This window comes from Ruicaihuangia caeni, assembly GCF_029952955.1.
GTDB classification, from domain to species: Bacteria; Actinomycetota; Actinomycetes; order Actinomycetales; family Microbacteriaceae; genus Ruicaihuangia; species Ruicaihuangia caeni.
This window is the reverse complement of the sequence record NZ_JASATX010000005.1, coordinates 83,504-102,276: the sequence shown is the minus strand read 5'-3', so window position 1 is coordinate 102,276 and position 18,773 is coordinate 83,504. Positions and strand designations below refer to the sequence as shown.

General features: G+C 66.7%; 15 protein-coding genes. 8 read left to right on the top strand and 7 right to left on the bottom strand.

Features of this window, described 5'->3' with window-relative positions; all coding sequences use genetic code 11:
* Nucleotides 1-35: 35 nt before the first annotated feature.
* Nucleotides 36-1,502 carry a purine-cytosine permease family protein gene (locus QF206_RS11425; protein ID WP_281489367.1) on the top strand — a complete coding sequence of 489 codons (1,467 nt, stop codon included), beginning with the start codon at nucleotides 36-38 and terminating at the stop codon, nucleotides 1,500-1,502.
* A gap of 91 nt (nucleotides 1,503-1,593) precedes the next feature.
* Here the strand turns inward: QF206_RS11425 and QF206_RS11420 are convergent, their stop codons facing one another.
* From QF206_RS11420 to QF206_RS11400, 5 genes are all read right to left on the bottom strand, one after another.
* The gene (locus QF206_RS11420) at nucleotides 1,594-3,240 is read right to left on the bottom strand and encodes a DUF5671 domain-containing protein (RefSeq protein ID WP_281489366.1); all 1,647 of its coding nucleotides are present in this window, start codon (nucleotides 3,238-3,240) and stop codon (nucleotides 1,594-1,596) included.
* Complete coding sequence (locus QF206_RS11415; protein WP_281489365.1) at nucleotides 3,240-3,761, bottom strand: LpqB family beta-propeller domain-containing protein; 522 nt, start codon at nucleotides 3,759-3,761, stop codon at nucleotides 3,240-3,242. Before QF206_RS11415 ends, QF206_RS11420 begins: the two co-directional genes overlap by 1 nt.
* A gap of 61 nt (nucleotides 3,762-3,822) precedes the next feature.
* On the bottom strand, nucleotides 3,823-4,428 hold the full coding sequence (locus QF206_RS11410; RefSeq protein WP_281489364.1) for a DNA-3-methyladenine glycosylase I: 606 nt from the start codon (nucleotides 4,426-4,428) through the stop codon (nucleotides 3,823-3,825).
* On the bottom strand, nucleotides 4,425-5,066 hold the full coding sequence (locus QF206_RS11405; protein WP_281489363.1) for a methylated-DNA--[protein]-cysteine S-methyltransferase: 642 nt from the start codon (nucleotides 5,064-5,066) through the stop codon (nucleotides 4,425-4,427). The genes QF206_RS11410 and QF206_RS11405 overlap by 4 nt, the downstream gene beginning before the upstream one ends.
* A 5-nt stretch (nucleotides 5,067-5,071) precedes the next feature.
* Nucleotides 5,072-5,572 carry an RNA polymerase sigma factor gene (locus QF206_RS11400; RefSeq protein ID WP_281489362.1) on the bottom strand — a complete coding sequence of 167 codons (501 nt, stop codon included), beginning with the start codon at nucleotides 5,570-5,572 and terminating at the stop codon, nucleotides 5,072-5,074.
* A gap of 264 nt (nucleotides 5,573-5,836) precedes the next feature.
* Here QF206_RS11400 and QF206_RS11395 point away from each other — a divergent pair, with 264 nt between their 5' ends.
* The 6 genes from QF206_RS11395 (at nucleotide 5,837) to QF206_RS11370 (ending at nucleotide 12,633) form a co-directional block, all read left to right on the top strand.
* Nucleotides 5,837-6,613, top strand: a complete 777-nt coding sequence (locus QF206_RS11395; protein ID WP_281489361.1) for an NUDIX domain-containing protein — start codon at nucleotides 5,837-5,839, stop codon at nucleotides 6,611-6,613.
* Nucleotides 6,614-6,679: 66 nt separating this feature from the next.
* Nucleotides 6,680-8,107: a phytoene desaturase family protein gene (locus tag QF206_RS11390; protein ID WP_281489360.1), complete on the top strand. Its 1,428-nt coding sequence runs from the start codon at nucleotides 6,680-6,682 to the stop codon at nucleotides 8,105-8,107.
* Between the two features lie 24 nt (nucleotides 8,108-8,131).
* Nucleotides 8,132-9,610 (top strand): lipase maturation factor family protein, encoded by a 1,479-nt coding sequence (locus QF206_RS11385; RefSeq protein ID WP_281489359.1) that lies wholly within the window; start codon nucleotides 8,132-8,134, stop codon nucleotides 9,608-9,610.
* A 167-nt stretch (nucleotides 9,611-9,777) separates the two neighbouring features.
* Nucleotides 9,778-10,683 carry an ABC transporter substrate-binding protein gene (locus QF206_RS11380; protein ID WP_281489358.1) on the top strand — a complete coding sequence of 302 codons (906 nt, stop codon included), beginning with the start codon at nucleotides 9,778-9,780 and terminating at the stop codon, nucleotides 10,681-10,683.
* Nucleotides 10,684-10,780: 97 nt separating this feature from the next.
* Entirely contained in the window at nucleotides 10,781-11,818 is a 1,038-nt protein-coding gene (locus tag QF206_RS11375; protein ID WP_281489357.1) for an amino acid ABC transporter permease, read from the top strand.
* Nucleotides 11,819-11,823: 5 nt separating this feature from the next.
* Nucleotides 11,824-12,633 (top strand): amino acid ABC transporter ATP-binding protein, encoded by an 810-nt coding sequence (locus QF206_RS11370; protein WP_479692172.1) that lies wholly within the window; start codon nucleotides 11,824-11,826, stop codon nucleotides 12,631-12,633.
* 77 nt (nucleotides 12,634-12,710) lie between these two features.
* On the opposite strand, the gene QF206_RS11365 is transcribed toward QF206_RS11370, so the two are convergent.
* Nucleotides 12,711-14,069 (bottom strand): hypothetical protein, encoded by a 1,359-nt coding sequence (locus QF206_RS11365; RefSeq protein WP_281489356.1) that lies wholly within the window; start codon nucleotides 14,067-14,069, stop codon nucleotides 12,711-12,713.
* A 48-nt stretch (nucleotides 14,070-14,117) separates the two neighbouring features.
* Here QF206_RS11365 and QF206_RS11360 point away from each other — a divergent pair, with 48 nt between their 5' ends.
* Entirely contained in the window at nucleotides 14,118-14,711 is a 594-nt protein-coding gene (locus tag QF206_RS11360) for a hypothetical protein (protein WP_281489355.1), read from the top strand.
* Between the two features lie 40 nt (nucleotides 14,712-14,751).
* Here QF206_RS11360 and hrpA read toward each other — a convergent pair whose 3' ends face one another.
* Complete coding sequence (hrpA, locus tag QF206_RS11355; RefSeq protein ID WP_281489354.1) at nucleotides 14,752-18,681, bottom strand: ATP-dependent RNA helicase HrpA; 3,930 nt, start codon at nucleotides 18,679-18,681, stop codon at nucleotides 14,752-14,754.
* Between the last annotated feature and the right edge of the window lie 92 nt (nucleotides 18,682-18,773).

The window sequence follows — 18,773 nt, the reverse complement described above, 5'->3', positions numbered from 1 at the left end:
AGAAGTGTGCCGCGATTGTCCACCGCAGGAGCGAGATGAACGAGAAGATGCCGTCGGTTGAGCAAGTGGCTCCGGTCACTGCCGCGATCGAAACCCGATCCATCGACTGGGTACCGATGAGCGAGCGCACTGGAAAGCCGTGGTCGCTGTTCCCGCTGTGGTTCATGTCGAATGCGAACGTTACGACGCTCGCGACTGGAATGCTCGGGGCGGCTCTCGGTGCCACACTGCTCTCGTCCGTGACGGCGATCATCCTGGGCGTCGCTGTTGGCACAATCTTCACGGCGTTCCACTCGGCGCAGGGGCCGCAGTTGGGTCTCCCGCAGATGATTCAATCCCGAGCGCAGTTCGGCTACCGGGGCGTGATCTTCATCTGCGCGATCGTGGTGTTCAGCCTGGTCGGCTTCAACATGTTCAACCAGATGCTTGGAGCGGAAGCTCTCACCATGACCACTGGGGTCGAGGCTGACGGCCTGTGGTACTTCCTCATCAGCGGCGTGGCGCTCGTGCTCGCGATCTTCGGATATCACTGGATCCATACGACCCAGAAGTGGCTCACGCTGCTCTTCCTCCTGACGTTTGGAGTGTTCACCGTAGCCGCGCTGGCTACCTTCCGTCTCGACGCAGCCCAGCTCTCCTTCGAGGGGTCGAACCTCACCGGCTTCCTCGTGCAGTTTGGTGGCGCGGCGGCCTATGCGCTCGGCTGGGCCCCATACGTCTCGGACTACTCGCGCTACCTGCCTGCGGACACCAAGCCTGCACGTGCTGTGTTCTACACCTACGGCGGGGTATTCGTCGGGGCGACATGGCTCATGGGGCTCGGCGCGTTCATCGCCGCACTCTTCACCAACTCGGCGCCGCTCGAAGGCGTCCGCGATGCCGCAGACGCGATCCTGCCGGGAGCTGGCTACTGGCTTCTGCTCGCGGCGCTGCCGGCGCTGATCGCTGTCATCACCGTGAACATCTATGCCGCGGCTCTCGAGCTGATCACCATTGTCGATTCCGTACGACCACTGAAGCCGACCCGAAGGGCACGCGTGGTGGCAAGCAGTGTGATCGCGGCCTCGGCCTTCGTCGGGTCGCTCCTGAGTACGGGCGAGTTCCTCGACAACTTCGGCAGCTTCCTGGTGATCTTGCTCTATGTGCTCGTGCCGTGGACCTCGGTCAACCTCGTCGACTACTTCTTCGTGAGGAAGGGGCACTACTCGATCCGCGACATCTTCACCCCGGCGGGTCTCTACGGCAGTTGGGGATGGCGTGCGCTCGTGGCGTATGCGATCGGCATCGTGGCCATGGTGCCCTTCGTCGTCACCACTTGGTATGTAGGGCCCATCGCCGAGGCGCTCGGAGGGGCAGACCTGGCGCTATTCGTTGGGCTCGCAGCATCCGCGGTGGCCTACATCGTTCTTGCTCGCTCCTTGGACCTCGCCCGTGAGCGCGCCGTCATCGCGGAGCAGGCGGAGACGGGCGAGCCGGTTGCGATGGTGGACCCAGCGGGCTGACCCAGGCGCAGAGTAGCGGTCGGTGCGGGCTATGTCCGCACCGACCGCTACCGGTTGCCAGTCGAGACCGCGACGTCGCGGGCCCTTGTCGTCAGCGCTCGTCGCTTCGTACGCGGGTGGCCACGGGGATGACTTCGATAGACGCGTCGGCGCCGACCACCACAAGCACGTGCTCGCCGACGACGCCTTCCAGGGCCGCCACGAGCTGGGTTGCGTCGGCGAGGATGCCGGGTTCGGGTGAGTCGAGCCGGTTCCAGACCGTGACGCCGGCTCCGGTTGCTGCTCGGATGGCCTCGACCTCGCCGCGCGATGCCCCCGCCGTGACCAGCGTGACGTGGCCGATGGCGCGGCTCACCGGGATCTCTTCCGAGACCGCGGGCCGCGTTCGCCGCCAGACTGTGAAGTGATATCCGGCGACGAGTCCGGTCGCGAGCAGCAGACCGAACGGCGCGCGGATGCGGTCCAGCAGATTGGCGGGCACCGCTGAGTCGAAGAAGAACTCGAAGATCCGGAAGCCGATCACCAACAGCGCGATGAGCGCGACCACTGCGCTGATGCCGAAGATGACGATCAAGTACACGCGGCGACCGGGTGTCGCAGGATCTGCGCCTCGCCAGAAGAACCACCATGTGGGAGCCCCGACGACGAGCGAGCTGATTCCGCCGAGCAACAGCGTGCGGGTGTCGCTGCCCGCGAGCACCGGGGTCAGCGCACCCAGGGTGGCGTTGACGACCACGCCGATTCCGGATGCCGCGAACGCCAGCGCGACGCCTGAGGCGATGAGCGCCGCGGTGTGCCGCGCAGCCGACGATCGACTTGCCAGGGCTGCTTGGTGATAGACCCAGAGCAGAGCGCCGATGAGGACCGCCGCAATGGCCGGCCCGAGTGGTTCGAGCAACACTCGCAGTGGATCGGTGTGATCGAACGCGAGCCTCAGCAGCACGAACAAGACGAGCGCAGCGCCGCCAAGGGCCAGCACTCCGGCGACGAGAACCCCGAGGGCGATGACGGCGACGCCTGAGAAGGTCGTGCGGAGACGCTCGGCACCCGCGCGTCGCCAATGCCACCACCAAATGACGACGCCGCCCGCCGCCCAGATCGCCGACTGCAGCACCGGGCGCCACCACGGGTCACCGACGGTCATGGCCGACGACCCGAGGATCACCTGGTCGAACAGGCCGCCGAGGGCAGCGATGCCTGCCCCGATCGCGATGCTCAGGCCGAAGGCGAAGCCGATCACGTCGGCGACCCCTGCCAGCCGCGTCGCGCCCTTGAGGGGGTGACGCAGCATCCAACGGTGCCAGCCCCACACCAGCGCCCACACGAGTCCCGTGGCGAACCGTTCACCGCGCCAATCCCCGCTGAGCGACGAGGCCGCGGCATCGAGCAGCGCGGTCGATGAGGTGATCAGGGCGACGGTGGACATGCCCGCGAGGTACAGCCCCCACGCGACCGATGAACGCTCTTGCGGCTCGGCCAGGCGCTTCCACGTGAACACCCAAAGGAGCACAGCGAGCGGGCCGGCGATCAGCGTGAAGGCGAGTGACAGCGCGAGCCCGGAGGGATCGCCGCCCGCGATGACGTCGCGTTCGCCGAGTAGTCGAGCGAGCAGGCCGCTCAGACCGATCGCGGCGGTGGTCACCAGGGCGAACAGCAGGATGTAGACGATGATCCGGCGAACGGTGCCCTGCACCCGACCGGTCACTGAAGCCGGAGCGTACGGCTCAGTCGCGGCCATCAGCGCACCTCCGACCCTGGGCACGCCATGAGTTGCCAGGGGGCCGAGTCGATCAGCCACTCGCCGTCGACCTTCGTCAAGTCGAACACCTCGTCGACCTCGTACTCAGACGGGCCGAACGGGCCGCTCTCGAACGAGGTCACGATCGAGACTTTGACATCGGCTGTCGAATGGCGCTCAGTCGTGGAGACGAGCCTCACGCGGATGCCGTCGGTCGGCGGTTCGCCCCCGAAGTCATCGCAGCGCTCCAGCGCGCTCTCGGTCAAGTACATCGCCGCCTCGGCCTCATCGCCTGAGATGGCGGCAGCGGAGTATCGCTGCACCACGCCCTCGGGTGTCGAAGCGTCGAGATCTTGCGGCTCGCCGCGGGTGAAGACCACGATGAGAGCAATCAGCACGAGCGCTCCGATGATCGACAGCACGATCATCAAGCTGCGGTCTCGCTTCGGCGCCTCGGGCTTCGAGGCATCCTGATCACTAGATCGGGATCCTGAGGAATCGTCTGAAGCGGCTGTGCTCATGGTCACATGATCGCATGCGCGATGCGTCGGCGCGCATCATTCTCTGGGCGGTCCACGCCCGTCATTCTGCGGGCCACACGCCCGAAGTCCCCCGACGGTGGCTCGCGACGAGGTGGGTATCGACGATTCCGATCGCCTCCATGAGCGCGAACATCGTCGTCGGACCGACGAACACGAAGCCCTTCGCGCGCAAGGCCTTGGCGAGGGCGACCGACTCAGGAGACTGGGTCGGTATGTCGGTGAGCACTTCAGGTTCCGGCGTCACCGCCGGCTGGAACGACCACACGAGTTCCGCCAAACCGCCCTCATCGCGAAGCCGGATGGTTGCCGCAGCGTTGCTGATCGTGGCGCGGATCTTGCGCAGATTGCGCACGATGCCGGCATCCGCCATGAGCCGTTCGACCTGGGCGTCCGTGTACTGGGCGACGACCTCGGGGTCGAAGCCGTCGAATGCCGCACGAAACGCCGGGCGTTTGCGAAGGATCGTCACCCACGAGAGTCCCGACTGGAACGCTTCGAGGCTGAGCCGCTCGAACACACCCCGCTCGTCGCGCACCGGCACGCCCCACTCCGTGTCGTAGTACTCGCGGAGCAGCGGATCGGTGGCCGCCCACGCCGGCCGGGCGAGCCCGTCGTCGCCGATCACCACCCCGATCGCCGAGGTCACGCCGCTTGCTCCAGTTGCAGCAGCGCGGTCTTCGCTTCGAGCCCGCCGATGTAGCCGCCCAGGCTGCCGTCGGTGCGCAGCACCCGGTGGCACGGAACGACCACCGGCAGCGGGTTCGTGGCGCAAGCCGTGCCGACGGCTCTGACGGCCCCCGGGTTCCCGAGCACAGCGGCGACCTGCTTGTACGACTCGGTGTGCCCGTACGGGATGTGCGGGAGATGCTGCTGCACGAGCGCACGGAACCCGCTCGACAGCGCGTGGTCGAGTCTCACATCGAAGGCCCTGCGCTGCCCTGCGAAGTACTCCTCCAGTTGGCGCGCCACGTCGTCGAGGCGACTCGGCGCACGCAGTACGCGGGGGCTCACGCGCTCCGCGAGGTGTGCGAGCACGGCATCGAAGCCCTCCCGCTCGAAGGCGACCCGCACGAGCCCCCGCTCGGTGGCCGCGAGCAGCAGCGGACCCACCGGCGTATCGATGATGCGGTAGGCGACGTCCAGCAAGCCCTGCTCGTCGGCGGCGTCGGCCAGACGAGCGTGCAGCAGTGCGAGCTGCTGAGGGGCGGCATCCGTCGCTCGATGCGGTTCATCGCTCACTTCATCGCGCGGGCGGCTACGAGTGTTCGATTCGGGCGTGGTCATGCGCCTCACCCCTCCTGTTCGTTCCGGTAGCTACGGCGCAGATTCTTGATGCCATCGGATGCCGCACGCCGCGCCGCGTCGGCGGTGCCGCCCATGAGCTCAGCGATCTCCCGGTACGGCAGTCCCGCGAAATATCGATAGGCGACGGCATGTCGCTGACGCTCGGGCAGGGCGCGCACGGCGCGCCAGACGTCGTGCCGCTCGGCGTCCGAAGTCGCCGCGGCATCCGGCATCCACCCATCCGGAGCTGCATCCGGCAGGTCGCCGAGCGCAACTGCTCGTCGTCCCCGTGCACGGATCTCATCGATGGCCTTGCGCTTCGCGATGGTGACGAGCCACGCCTCCACGTTCGCGTCGTCGGGCAATTCCGGCCACGCTCGCATGGCGGCGATGAACGTCTCGGTCCACGCGTCGTCGGCATCGGCATGACCATCCAGCACGGCACGGCACACGCGAAGCACCATCGCGCCGTGCTCAGCAACGACCTGCTCGAACGGCAGCTTCATGCTGCTGACCGTGCTCTGCGCCGTAGGGGAGTCATCCTGAAGTCCATCGAATACGAAGACGCGCCGACCCGCAGGATTGTGAGATCGCCGATGCAACGAGTGTCGCAGGCCGATGGGGCGGGCGTCGCCGCAGCATGCCCCCGCGCCGTCGATGCGAGCGCGACTAGGTTGGAATGAGCGTGTTGCGGGCCCGCCGTCACGTGGGCGCCGCACCACGAGCAGTGCCTCAGAAACGCGTTGCGTCACGAAGGAGCGTGCAGAGCAGTGACCAGACTCGCAGCGACGGTGGTGCTGCTGCGAGACGGCGTGCACGGACTCGAGGTGCTCATGATCGAGCGGCCGCACCGAGGATGGTTCGCCGGCGCGTGGGTGTTCCCGGGAGGGAAGGTCGACCCTGATGACAGGCCTGAGTTTTCGCGCCCGCCCCGCGGAGTCAGCGACGCGCCAGCCGTCGACGCACGAGCTGGCGAAGCCGGCGTCTACGCGCCCGACCGTGCGGGAGACACGCTCGTCGACACTCGGCAGTTCGCGGCGGACGACGCACTCGAAGAAGCGGCCGCGCGCCGTGCCGCAGTGCGCGAGGTGCGCGAGGAGACCGCGCTCGCCGTCGACCCCGCATCGCTGGTCGTCACCGCCCGATGGGAGCCTCCGGCTGATGCGGTGCCGAGGTTCCGCACCTGGTTCTATCTCGCGGAGTCGCCGCACGACGAGATCGCGCTCGCCGAGGCCGAGGCGATCGCCTACCGCTGGTTGACCCCCGCAGCCGCGCTCGATCAGCACGCCGACGGCCGGCTCCTGCTGGTGCAGCCGACGTGGGTGACCCTCCATCGGCTGCGCGAGCACGACACCGTCGCCGAAGCGCTCGCTGCTGCTCGGGTCGCGCGGTTCCGCGACCACTCCACACGCCACACTCCCGACGACACCGTCATGCTGTGGCGCCCCGACGTGGCCTTCGACGACGCCTCGCTGCTGCATGCTGACGGGCCGAGGCATCGGCTCGACATCAGCCGCTTGCCATGGGTGTACACCTGCACTGAGTGATGCAAAGTGATGCAAAGCGATGCCTGCGACGAAACAGAGTGAAGGACGGATGAAGAGGAGCGCGCGATGACCGATGTGCTCGTGGTCGGCAGCGGCCCGAACGGCCTCGCAGCAGCCGTCACCGCTGCGCGAGCCGGCCTCAGCGTTCACGTCATCGAGGGCGCTGAAACCATCGGCGGGGGCACTCGCACGCTCGAGCTCACGCTGCCGGGATTCCGCCACGACCTCTGCTCCGCCGTGCACCCGGCAGGCCTCGCCTCGCGGTTCTTCAAGTCCATCGGTCTCGATCGCAGCATCGAATGGATCATCCCCGACGCCTCATACGCCCACCCGCTGCCGCACGGGCGCGCGGCCATCGCTTGGCGCGATCTCGAACGCACGGTCGAGAGCCTTGGCCGCGACGGCCCAGCCTGGCGACGCCTGCTGATGCCACTGGTCGCAGACATCAACGGTGTGGTCGACTTCACCGGTTCGCAACTGCTCCGGATGCCGCGACATCCGGTCACCGCATTCCGCTACGGCCTGCGCAGTCTCGAACAGGGCACACGCCTGTGGAACTCGCGCTTCACCGAACCCGACGCCCCCGCCCTGCTGACCGGGGTCATGGCGCACGCGGCAGGCGGCATGCCCTCGCTCGCCTCCGCGGGAGCGGGCCTGCTGCTCGCCGCGCACGCGCACGCGGGCGGCTGGGGATTCCCCGTCGGCGGGTCGCAAGCGATCGCCGATGCCATGGCGGCCGACATCATCGCCCACGGCGGCACCATCGAGACCGGCCGGCGCATCGACTCGCTGCGCGAGCTGCCGCGGGCCCGCGCGACACTCCTCGACACCTCTCCGCGGCTGCTGCTCACCGGCGACCTGCCGAGCCGCTACCGACGCGCGATCACTCGCTACCGGTACGGGCCCGGGCTCGCGAAGGTCGACTTCGCGCTGAGCGCACCGGTTCCCTGGGCGAACGGCGAGATCGCCGAATCGCCCACGGTGCACCTCGGCGGGCTGCGTCACGAGATGGCCGCGGCCGAGAATGCAGTGGTCAACGGACGGATGCCGGCCAAGCCGTACGTGCTGGTCACTCAGCCGAGCCTGCTCGACCCGTCTCGCGCGCCGGCGGGCCAGCACACGCTCTGGGCGTACACCCATGTGCCGTCGGGCTCGCACTTCGACGCGACGGAGACCATCACCGCGACGATCGAGCGCTACGCGCCCGGGTTCCGCGACGTGATCCTCGCCTCCAGCTCGCAGAGCGCCGCCGAGCTCGCCGCGCGCAATCCGAACGACATCGGCGGTGACATCTCCGGTGGCGCGATCACCCTGTGGCAGCTCGCGAAGCGCCCGGTGCTCTCACCGACGCCGTGGCGAACCCCGGTCGACGGCGTCTACCTCTGCTCGGCGGCGACCCCGCCCGGGCCGGCGGTGCACGGCATGAACGGCTGGTACGCCGCGCGGCTCGCGCTGCGCGACCGCTTTGGTCTCGAACCGCCACTCGACGTCTGACTTCCGCGGCGTACGGTGGGCCGCGTGGAGTGGCTCGAGTGGTTCGACGCGCACGACTTCGAGTTCGCGCGGCAGGTGCTGCAGCGGGGCACCGCGGCGCTGTATCTCATCGCGTTCCTCACCACTGTGCAGCAGTTCCCCGCGCTCCTCGGCGAGAAAGGGCTACTGCCCGCGACCGAACTGCTCAAGCATCCGCGGTACCTTCGCTCGCCCACGATCTTCAAGCACTGGCGCTACACCGACCGACGGCTCATCGCCCTGTGCATCGTGGGCATCGCGATCGCGGTCGCCCTCATCGCCGGCTTCCCGCAGCTCGGCCCGCCCTGGGTGCCGCTCGTCGCCTTTCTCGCGATGTGGGGCATCTACCTCTCGATCTTCTCGATCGGCCAGACGTTCTACGGCTTCGGCTGGGAGATGCTGCTCATCGAGATGGGCTTCACCGTCGCGTTCCTCGGCTCCGACCAGGTGCCCCCTCCCACGACGATCCTGCTGCTCATCTGCTGGCTCGTGTTCCGCCTCGAGTTCGGCGCGGGCATGATCAAGATGCGCGGCGACCGCGCATGGCGGAACCTCACCGCCATGTATTACCACCACGAGACGCAGCCCATGCCCGGGCCGCTCAGCCGGCAGGCACACCTGCTGCCGAAGTGGTTCCACCGCGTCGAGGCGGCCGGGAACCACGCAGTGCAGCTCGTCGTGCCGTTCCTGCTCTTCGTGCCGTATCCCGTCGGCAGCATCGCTGCGGCGCTGATCATCCTCACTCAGTTGTGGCTCGTCTTCACAGGAAACTTCGCGTGGCTGAACTGGGCGACCATCGTGCTCGCCTTCGCCGCCGTCAACGACCGGGCGGTGCACGCTGTGCTGCCCTTCATCCCCACCGACCTCGGCACCGATCCGAGTCGCTTCGACGAGCCCGGGCTCACCGGCCACGCGCCGGTGTGGTGGTTCGTGATCGTCATCGCGGCGACCGTCCTGCTGCTCGTCGTGGCGTACCCGCCACTCATGAACCTCGTCTCCAGGCGTCAGTTGATGAACGCGAGCTTCAATCGTTGGCAGCTCGGCAATGCGTACGGCGCCTTCGGCAGCGTGACCCGCGCGCGCATCGAGTACGTCATCGAGACGACGAATGATGATCCGTCCGATCCAGATGCCGAATGGCACGAGTACGAGTTCCTCGGCAAACCCGGAGACGTGCGCCGGATGCCGCCGCAATGGGCGCCGTTCCACCTCCGGCTCGACTGGCTCATGTGGTTCCTGCCGCTCGGGCGAGGCCGCGAACCGTGGTTCGACATGCTGCTCATTCGCTTGCTGGAAGCCGACGAACCCACGCTTCGCCTGCTCCGCAAGGCGCCATTCGGCCGCGACAAGCCTCGCGCGATCCGCGTGCTCGCCTACCGCTATCGCTTCTCCACTCGCGAGCAGTACCGTCGCACTGGGCAGCGCTGGATGCGCGTGCTCGAGGGCGTGCTCGTCAGGCCCATCTCGTTTCAGAGCGGCGCGTGAACGGTGATGCAACGGTGATGGATGCCGCTGCACCCGCCGAGACTCGTGATGCACTTGTGAGCCCGGTTCTCCTCCACATGGCCGCAACCCGGGTCTAGACTCACGGCAAAGCGGCTGGGGCCGCTACCGCCGGCGGCCGTGGGGCCGCTCGTCACGAAGGAGTGGCAATGCGTTGGAACCGTGGATTTCTTGCCGGAACGGCGATCGTCGCGCTCGCGCTCACGGGGTGCGCCGGTAACGGGGGAGAGCCGACGCCATCCGGCACAACCGGTCCGGGAGGCAACGGCTCGAACGTCGAGGTCGATGAAGCCGCGGCAGCGCTGCTGCCGGACGACATCGCGTCGGCTGGGAAGCTCATCATCGGCGTCGATCCCAACTACGCGCCCAATGAGTTCAAGGACGAGGCGGGCGACCCCATAGGGTGGGCGATCGAGTTGACTGACGCGATGGCCGCCAAGCTCGGTCTCACCACTGATTACCGGCCATCCGGCTTCGACCGCATTCTCCCCAGCATCACCGGCGGCAGTTACGACCTCGGCATGTCGTCGTTCACCGACACTGCAGAGCGCGAACAGCAGGTCGACTTCGTCAACTACTACGAGGCCGGCATCCAATGGGCGCAACCGATCGGCGGCAACGTGAACCCCGACGACGCCTGCGGTCTCACCGTGTCGGTGCAGGCCACCACGTACGAAGAGACGGAGGAACTTCCTGCGAAGTCGAAGGCCTGCGTCGACGCGGGCAAGGAGCCGATCAACATCCTGAAGTTCGAGACGCAGGACGAGGCGACGAACGCGCTTGCCCTCGGGCGGGCCGATGCCATGAGCGCCGACTCTCCCATCACCCAGTACGCGGTGAGCCAGGTCAGCGACAAGATCGAGCTCGCCGGTGACGCGTTCGACGTTGCGCCCTACGGCATGGCGGTCGACAAGGGCAGCGAACTGGCGAAGGCCGTGCAGGCGGCCCTGCAGTCACTCGTCGATGACGGCACGTACGAGAAGATCCTCAAGGAGTGGGGCGTCGAGGCCGGCGGCATCTCAGAGATCACGATCAACGCCGCGACCGCGGGCTGAGGCGATGGCCGCAGACCGTGACCGAGCCGGCGCGTCTCGAGCGCCGACTCCAACGCCGCCCGAGCCTTCCGCCACGGCTTCGTCGCGTCAGGCCGGAGTGACTGAGGAGTCGGAGGCGATCCGCGCGGTGCGCCTGCGGCATCCCTGGCGCGTGCTTGCGGCGATCGTGCTCGTGCTGCTGCTCGCTCTCTTCGTGCTCGACGCGGCCAATCGGCCAGCGTTCGGCTGGGCGGCGTTCGCGCAGTACCTCTTCGACCCGCGCATCATGCAGGCGGCGCTGAACACGCTTGCCTTGACCGTGTACTCCATGGTGGCCGGGGTCTTGCTCGGCGTGCTGCTGGCGATCATGCGGCTCTCGCCGAACCCGGTTGTGAAGTCGGTGGCGTGGCTCTACCTATGGGTGTTCCGCGGCACACCGGTGTACGTGCAGCTGGTGTTCTGGGGCCTGCTCGCCACGATCTACGCCACCATCGACATCGGCATCCCATTCACCGCGCCGTGGATCCAGTTCGAGACGCGCGACACGATCGACGTGTTCTGGCTGGCGGTGATCGGACTCGCGCTCAACGAAGCCGCCTACATGGCGGAGATCGTGCGTGCGGGCATCATGTCAGTCGACCAGGGGCAGAACGAGGCGGCGACCGCGCTCGGCATGTCGTGGACGAAGACCATGCGCCGCGTGGTGCTTCCCCAAGCGATGCGCATCATCATCCCTCCCACGGGCAACGAGGTCATCTCGATGCTCAAGACCACGTCGCTCGTGGCGGCCGTGCCCTACAGCTTCGACCTGTACGGGCGTGCTCGCGACATCTCGGCGGCAACCTTCGACCCGATCCCGCTGCTGCTGGTCGCATCGGCCTGGTATCTCGCGTTCACCTCCGTGCTCATGGTGGGCCAGTACTTCCTCGAGAAGCGGTTCTCGCGCGGCATCGGCATGGAGCGACAGACCAGGCGCGGTTCGGATGCCGGGCGATCCGGCGCGGTCACCACCGCGACCGGGCCGGTTCCCGGCGTCACGACCACAGCAGGAGCGTCGAGCGCCGCCGGCTCCGGCTCGGTCGAGACCGACGGCAACGAGCCCGAGAACCGACCGGTCGACCCCGGCCAGACGCCGACCGGAAAGGAGTCTGGGTGACTGCGATGCTAACCTCCGAACGACGAAGCGACCAGGCCGCAGCGGCCCCGGGCAGCGGACTCATGGTCGAGGCGCGGGGCGTCTCGAAGAGCTTCGGCACGAACCAGGTGCTGCGCAGCATCACCCTCGACGTCAAACGCGGCGAGGTCATGTGCATGATCGGCCCGAGCGGTTCGGGAAAGTCGACGTTCCTGCGTTGCATCAACCATCTTGAGAACATCGACGCCGGACGCCTGCGCGTCGACGGCCGCCTCGTCGGCTATGAGGAGCGCGGCGACAAGCTCTACGAGTTGAAGCCGAAGGTCGCGGCGAGGCAGCGGCGCGACATCGGCATGGTCTTCCAGCGCTTCAACCTCTTTCCCCACATGACCGCGCTCGAGAACGTCATCGAGGCGCCCGTGCAGGTGAAGGGCGAGCGCAAAGGCGTCGCCGTCGAGCGAGCGAGGGCCCTGCTCGAGCGTGTGGGCCTCTCCGGCAAAGCCGACGCGTACCCGGCGCACCTGAGCGGCGGTCAGCAGCAGCGCGTGGCGATCGCCCGAGCGCTCGCGATGGAGCCGAAGCTCATGCTCTTCGACGAACCGACGTCGGCGCTCGACCCCGAGCTCGTGGGTGAGGTGCTCGACGTCATGAAGCAGCTCGCGGCATCCGGTATGACGATGATCGTCGTCACGCACGAGATGGGGTTCGCACGAGAGGTCGCCGACTCGCTCGTCTTCATGGACGGGGGAGTGGTGGTCGAGGAGGGAGACCCCCGCGAAGTGCTCGCGAACCCGCAGCACGAGCGCACGAAGGCGTTCCTCGGCAAGGTGCTGTGAGCCTCGGCCGGGAATCGCGACTGGTAGGGGTTTATCGCTCGAAAGAGCGCTGGAAATACGCCGTGCCCTGCGCGGCGCTAGTCTCGCGCGCTGCCCTCCGGTCGCGCGGCGTCAGCGGCGACTTCGCGTGACACTGTCGCATCTGAAGAAAGATGATCCTGCATTATCCCCGCGTACTTCTGGATGCGTTTGTCGGCCCGTAATGGCTTCGTCAGTGGCCAGACAGCGAGCGCCCATCCACTCAACTTGCCGCGCTGGAGCAGTTCGGGCACCATTGCAAAAGCTTCATCGAGTTGTTCCAACAGCGAGTACTTGGCGAATGCGAAAATCTCGTCGAGACCTGATACGTCCCAAGCCTCGATTTCAGCCTGGGCGGCGGTGAGGCCGTGAATGCCTTTCTTCGCGAGGAGTAGGTTGACGTGAGCCAATATCGACTCATGATTGGACAGCGGCAGGCTGCGCCATGTCTCGTATAGATGCAAACTCGTTGCCCACTCTTCGCGCCTGAGCGCCGCGAAGCTAGTCGCCTCGACCCACTCTCCGACTAGAGAAGCATCGGTAGTGAACTTGCGCCACACGGCAACGTGAAGTCGGATACCGAGCAACTCTAGAGCGCTAATAGCCTGTTGGACGTAGTCGCGGTCTGTCTGCAGGGTGTCGTGGACGCTTACCTGCGTCTCAATTGAGCGCACGTAACGCCTCGATGCGCGGCCTTCATGATGAACAATGCAGTTGCGACGTTCGAATACTTCGATCAGCGCGGACCAATCGAGTGCCATTTCGGGCATTTCGATCTTCATGCGGTCCTTGAAGAACGCACGCCAGCCTGCCAAGTTTCCGTAGGAGAGCTCGGATATTCTCGACTCGATAGCGGCCTCCAGGGCTTCTTCTATTGATGACATGGCGAGAATGTCACGGAGCGAAAACTCCTTCGCCGACTCTCGGGGTAGGTCGTGGAGCGCTTCCGGCGCCGCACGGAAGTACTCCTCCGCGAGATGTGCAAGGTGCGCCTCCAAGCTCGACACAGCACTCGTAAGCATGGCCCCGTGAAACAGCGGCTCCCGTGGTTGCCGGTGTGCCGCATCGACAAGGGCTCCTACAAAATCTGGTCCCCATGAGAAGTCCGAAGTGGCCTCCCACATTCGTCGGATGAACTCCTCTCGCGCCATGCCTGATTCCGGGACGCTATCGAAAACTTCAACCACTATGGCCTTCTGCTCGGTTGTGGCTTCGCGCGCCATCCTGCTCCGAGCGCCGTCGAACACGGAACTCAGGTCATCGAGCCGTTGAGCGGCGCTCGCCAGGCCAGCATGTGTATCCCTCAATCGCTCGACAGCTTGAAGAAAGTAGTCGCCCAGCCCGAGGAACCGTTGGTCAACCGAGAGGTGACTTATGGTCGCCGGTTCGACTGCGGCTGGCAAGGCTGATTCGCTCACGTCCCAGACACTACAGAAGGCTGTCGCGACGGCGATATGCTCCCTCGCGTGGATGTCATGCTCGTCGTCATCGGGTCGGTAGTTCTGAAGTCAACTGAACTTGAACTGGGGGACGCGTTGTTGAACGCAGGAGTCGTACTCCTCGCTGCACTTATCGGCGTGGCGGGCTTGCTCCTCGCGAATCAAGTCGAACAGTGGCGTCGACAGCAGGCCGAGTCGGATCTTGCTTTCGTGCACCTAATGCACGCCATTGGTGCCCACGCGCTCAGATGCGAAGCATGGTTGAGCGAGCCGAGCTACAGCCGCAATCTTCAAGACGGATCAATCACTTCGGTTTTTCCGAAAGACAGAAACACGACCTTTGGCGGACCCATCGACGTGGAACTGCAAACCACTGTCGACATCGCCGTGCTCGAAGCTACGAAGCGTGATCGCGCGGTTGCGCTTCAACTAGCTGAGACGCTGTTCCACTTCAAGCGTGCGCGAACCGCATGGCAGATTGGTCGGTTCGGAGAGATTGTTGGCGACATCCGCAAATGGAAGACAGGTGACATGTCGGAGCGGGACTTCGTGGATAAGTTACGAGGAATGCAGTTGGCAATTCAGGCACAGGAGGAGACCTTCGCTCGCGCCGGTTCCTGATCGCATCTGAAGTGGATTGTGCCTAGCGCTGCTCTAGCAGCTACTTCAGTGCCTTCTGGATGCGCTGGAGCGAGACGGGTTCGGCAGTGCCCAGCTGCTGGGCGAAGAGGCTGACGCGGAGCTCTTCGAGCAGCCAGCGGACGTGCACGAGATGCGGGGCAGCATCCGGTCCCAGTGGCAGTGTGCCGCCCGCCCTTGTGTAGGCGGCGGTCGCGGCGGCGACCTCGTTCATCCAGCCGCGGTCGCGAGCGATGTCGGTTGCGAGCTTCTCCAGGCGCGAGACGACGGCCTGCAGATAGCGCGGAAGGTGCCGCAGCTGGGCGAGGCCGGTGCGTGACACGAAGCCGCGGAAGATGAGTGCGGCGAGCTGCTCGCGTGCGTCGGCGACGGCGGGCAGCACGCTCATGTTCGTTGCCGACTTCAATGCCTTCTCGGCCTCGCGGTGGGCGGCGAGCGTGCGTGCTGTGAGCGAAACGGCGGCGTAGAGCTGGTCGACGAGGCCGGCGGAGGCCTCGCGTCGCAGCGCCTCGAACTCCTCGGCGGTGAACAGCATCCTGTTCGGATGCCGCGCACGCAGCGCCTGGTCGAGGCAGGCGTCGAGGCAGTCATCGAGCAGCGCTTGCACGTTCTGGTACGGGCTCGTCGCGAGGGTGAGCTTCTCGTGCTGCGAGAGGTGGTCGCGCACGTACCCGAGCGGCGACGGGATCGTGAGGGCCAGGAGACGGCGGATGCCGCGGGGCAACTCACGCGCCTGATCTTCGGGTGTGGTCAGCAGCGTGATCGATACGCTGCCGCCGCGATCGGTGAGCGCGGGATACGCGCGGATCACTCCGCCGCCGCTGCGAGTGTCGACGGCCTTCGGCAACTCGCCGAAATCCCACGCGGTGATGCCTTCGCGCTCGATCGAGTTGGGCACCGCTCGCTCGGTGACCGCTGCGACCGAGTCGCGCGCCCGTGACTTCAGCTTCTGCTGCAGCGACTCGAGGCTCTTGCTGCGGGCCAGCACGCGCCCTCGGTCGTCGGTCACCGCGAAGCCGGGCCGCAGGTGCGGAGGCAGCCGGTCGAGGTCGAAGTCGTCGGGGGAGACCGGCGTGAAGGTCTGCCGTTGGATCTCGCGGGCGAGGAACTCGGTGATGCCGGCATCCGACAGGTCGGCACCTGCCGGCACTGCCTCGAGCAGCCGCCGCGCCCAATCGGAGGCGGGCACGACATTGCGGCGGATCGCCTTCGGCAGCGTCTTCAGCAGCGCGGTCACGAGTTCCTCGCGAAGGCCCGGCACGAGCCAGTCGAAACCTTGGGGCTTCACGCGCGACAGCAGCGGCAGCGGTACCTTCACCGTCACGCCATCGTCGTCGGCGCCGGGCTCGAAGCGGTAGCCGATGCCGAGCTTCTGGTCGCCTTGCGTCCACGACGTCGGGTACGCCTGGGAGTCGACGGCGGTATCGGCGGCGAGGTCGTCTTCGGTCATGGTGAGCAGGCTCGGCTGCTCGCGCGATGCGCCGCGCCACCACTTCTCGAAGCCGCGCACCGTCGCGACGTCAGCGGGGATGCGCCGGTCATAGAACTCGAACACCGCTTCGTCGTCGAAGAGGATGTCGCGGCGTCGCGTGCGCTCCTCCAACTGCTCGAGCCGTGCGCGCAGCGCCCGATTCTTGCGGTCGAACTCGAAGAGCTTGCGGTTCAGCCGCGAGACGTCCCAATCGCCCTCGACGAGCCCGTGGCGAATGAACAGCTCGCGGGCATGCTCAGGATCCACGCGGGCGTACTGCGCTCGCCGTCGCGGCACGATCGGCACTCCGTAGAGCGTCGCCCGCTCCCACGCGACCGCAGCCCCCTGCTTCTTCTCCCAGTGCGGCTCCGAATACGTGCGCTTGACGAGGTCGCCCGCGAGTTGCTCGGCCCACGCCGGTTCGATCGCGGCGACGGTGCGCGCGAACAACCGGCTCGTCTCCACGAGTTCGGCTGCCATCACGGCCTGCGGTTGCTTCTTTGCGAGGCCCGAGCCGGGGAAGATCAGGAATCGGTGGTTTCGTGCGCCGACGTAGTCCTTCTTCTGCGCGTCGCGAAGGCCGATATGGCTCAGCAGACCGGCGAGCAACGAGCGATGGATGGCGTCGGCCGCCACAGGCGCGCGCGTGGGCGCGTCGGCGACGGCAGCGGCGACAGCGGCGACTGCGGCATCCGCGCCGCCCCCCTTCTTCTCCGACTCGACGTGGAGCCCGAGTTGCTTCGCCGCGCGCGTGAGCTGCCGCACGACGTCTTCCCACTCGCGGAACCGCAGGAAGTTGATGAACTCCGCACGGCACAGTCGGCGCAGGGCGCTGCCCGACAGCATCCGCTCCTGCTCCTTGAGGTAGTTCCAGAGGTTGAGCAGCGTGATGAAGTCGCTCGTCGGGTCGGTGAACCGGGCGTGCAACTGGTCGGCCTGCGGGCGCTTCTCGAGCGGGCGCTCACGCGGGTCTTGGATAGACAGCGCCGCGACGATCGCGATCACCTCGCGCGTGTGCCCCTGCCGACCGCTCTCGATCACCATGCGCGCGAAGCGGGGGTCGATGGCGAGTTGCGTGAGCTGTCGGCCCACGCGCGTGATCGCACCGTCTCGGTCGATCGCCCCGAGTTCGCGCAGCAGATCGAGCCCGTCCTTGATGCCGCGCGAGTCGGGCGGCTGCAGGAACGGGAATCGTTCGATCTCGCCGAGACCGAGCGCGATCATCTGCAGGATCACCGCCGCGAGGTTCGTGCGGAGGATCTCCGGTTCAGTGAACTCCGGGCGCCGCTCGTAGTCGGCCTCCGAGTAGAGGCGGATGGCGATGCCATCGCTGGTGCGGCCAGAGCGGCCCGAGCGCTGGTTGGCCGAGGCCTGCGAGATCGGCTCGATCGGCAGTCGTTGCACCTTCGACCGCGGGGAGTACCGCGAGATGCGCGCGGTGCCCGCGTCGATCACGTACTTGATGCCGGGCACCGTGAGGCTCGTCTCGGCGACATTGGTGGCCAGCACGACGCGGCGACGGATGCCGGGAGCCCGTCCCGGCTCGAACACGCGGTGCTGATCGGCTGCGCTCAGCCGCCCGTAGAGGGGCAGCACCTCGGTGCCATCGAGGGGTGAGCGAGGCTGGATCGCGCCGCGGATCGCGTCTTCAGCGTCACGGATCTCGTTCTCGCCGCTGAGGAACACGAGCACATCGCCGGGCTCTTCGCGGCCGAGTTCTTCGAGCCCGGCGATGATGCCGTCCATGAGGTCGATCGGCTCGCGTGCGACCGAAGGGCTCGGGTTGCGGCGCTTGGTGCGCTCCGGCTCCGAAGGGCCGTCTGCGAACGCGTCATCGACGTCGTCGCTATCGTCGGTGTCGACGGCATCCGGGTCGAGAGGGCGATAGCGGATCTCGACCGGGTAGGTGCGTCCCGACACCTCGACGATCGGAGCCGGCCTGCCCTCGGCATCCGCGAAGTGCTTCGCGAAGCTCTCGGGATCGATCGTCGCCGAGGTGATGATGACCTTGAGATCGGGCCGCTTGGGGAGGATGCGCTTGAGGTAGCCGAGCAAGAAGTCGATCGTGAGGCTGCGCTCGTGCGCCTCATCGATGATGATCGTGTCGTATCGCTTGAGCAGTCGATCGCGGTGGATCTCGTTGAGCAGGATGCCGTCGGTCATCAGCTTGATGCGAGTCTTGGCCGACACCTGGTCGGTGAATCGCACCTGGTAGCCGACGAGGTCGCCGAGCTCTGAGCCGAGTTCCTCGGCGACGCGTTCGGCGATCGTGCGCGCTGCGATGCGCCTGGGTTGGGTGTGCCCGATCATCGTGCGCCCGAGCTCGAGGCAGATCTTCGGCAACTGCGTGGTCTTGCCCGATCCGGTCGCTCCCGCGACGATGACGACCTGATGATCGGCGATCGCCTTGGCGATGTCGTCGCGCCGCTGGCTGACCGGCAGTTCAGCGGGGTACGAGATCGCGAGGAGCGGGGCAGACATGAGCCCTCCATCCTACGCCGCGGGTCATCTCGCGCACTGCGTGACGTACGCTGGTGGTGGCGCGTCGGGAAGCCTGGTCGACATTTCGTACT

Bases quoted from the DNA above. Each gene is read 5' to 3' on its own strand.
- QF206_RS11425 (WP_281489367.1), top strand. From the start codon at position 36: ATGAACGAGAAGATGCCGTCGGTTGAGCAAGTGGCTCCGGTCACTGCC.
- QF206_RS11420 (WP_281489366.1), bottom strand. From the start codon at position 3,240: ATGGCCGCGACTGAGCCGTACGCTCCGGCTTCAGTGACCGGTCGGGTG.
- QF206_RS11415 (WP_281489365.1), bottom strand. From the start codon at position 3,761: ATGAGCACAGCCGCTTCAGACGATTCCTCAGGATCCCGATCTAGTGAT.
- QF206_RS11405 (WP_281489363.1), bottom strand. From the start codon at position 5,066: ATGACCACGCCCGAATCGAACACTCGTAGCCGCCCGCGCGATGAAGTG.
- QF206_RS11400 (WP_281489362.1), bottom strand. From the start codon at position 5,572: ATGAAGCTGCCGTTCGAGCAGGTCGTTGCTGAGCACGGCGCGATGGTG.
- QF206_RS11390 (WP_281489360.1), top strand. From the start codon at position 6,680: ATGACCGATGTGCTCGTGGTCGGCAGCGGCCCGAACGGCCTCGCAGCA.
- QF206_RS11380 (WP_281489358.1), top strand. From the start codon at position 9,778: ATGCGTTGGAACCGTGGATTTCTTGCCGGAACGGCGATCGTCGCGCTC.
- QF206_RS11370 (WP_479692172.1), top strand. From the start codon at position 11,824: ATGCTAACCTCCGAACGACGAAGCGACCAGGCCGCAGCGGCCCCGGGC.
- hrpA (WP_281489354.1), bottom strand. From the start codon at position 18,681: ATGTCTGCCCCGCTCCTCGCGATCTCGTACCCCGCTGAACTGCCGGTC.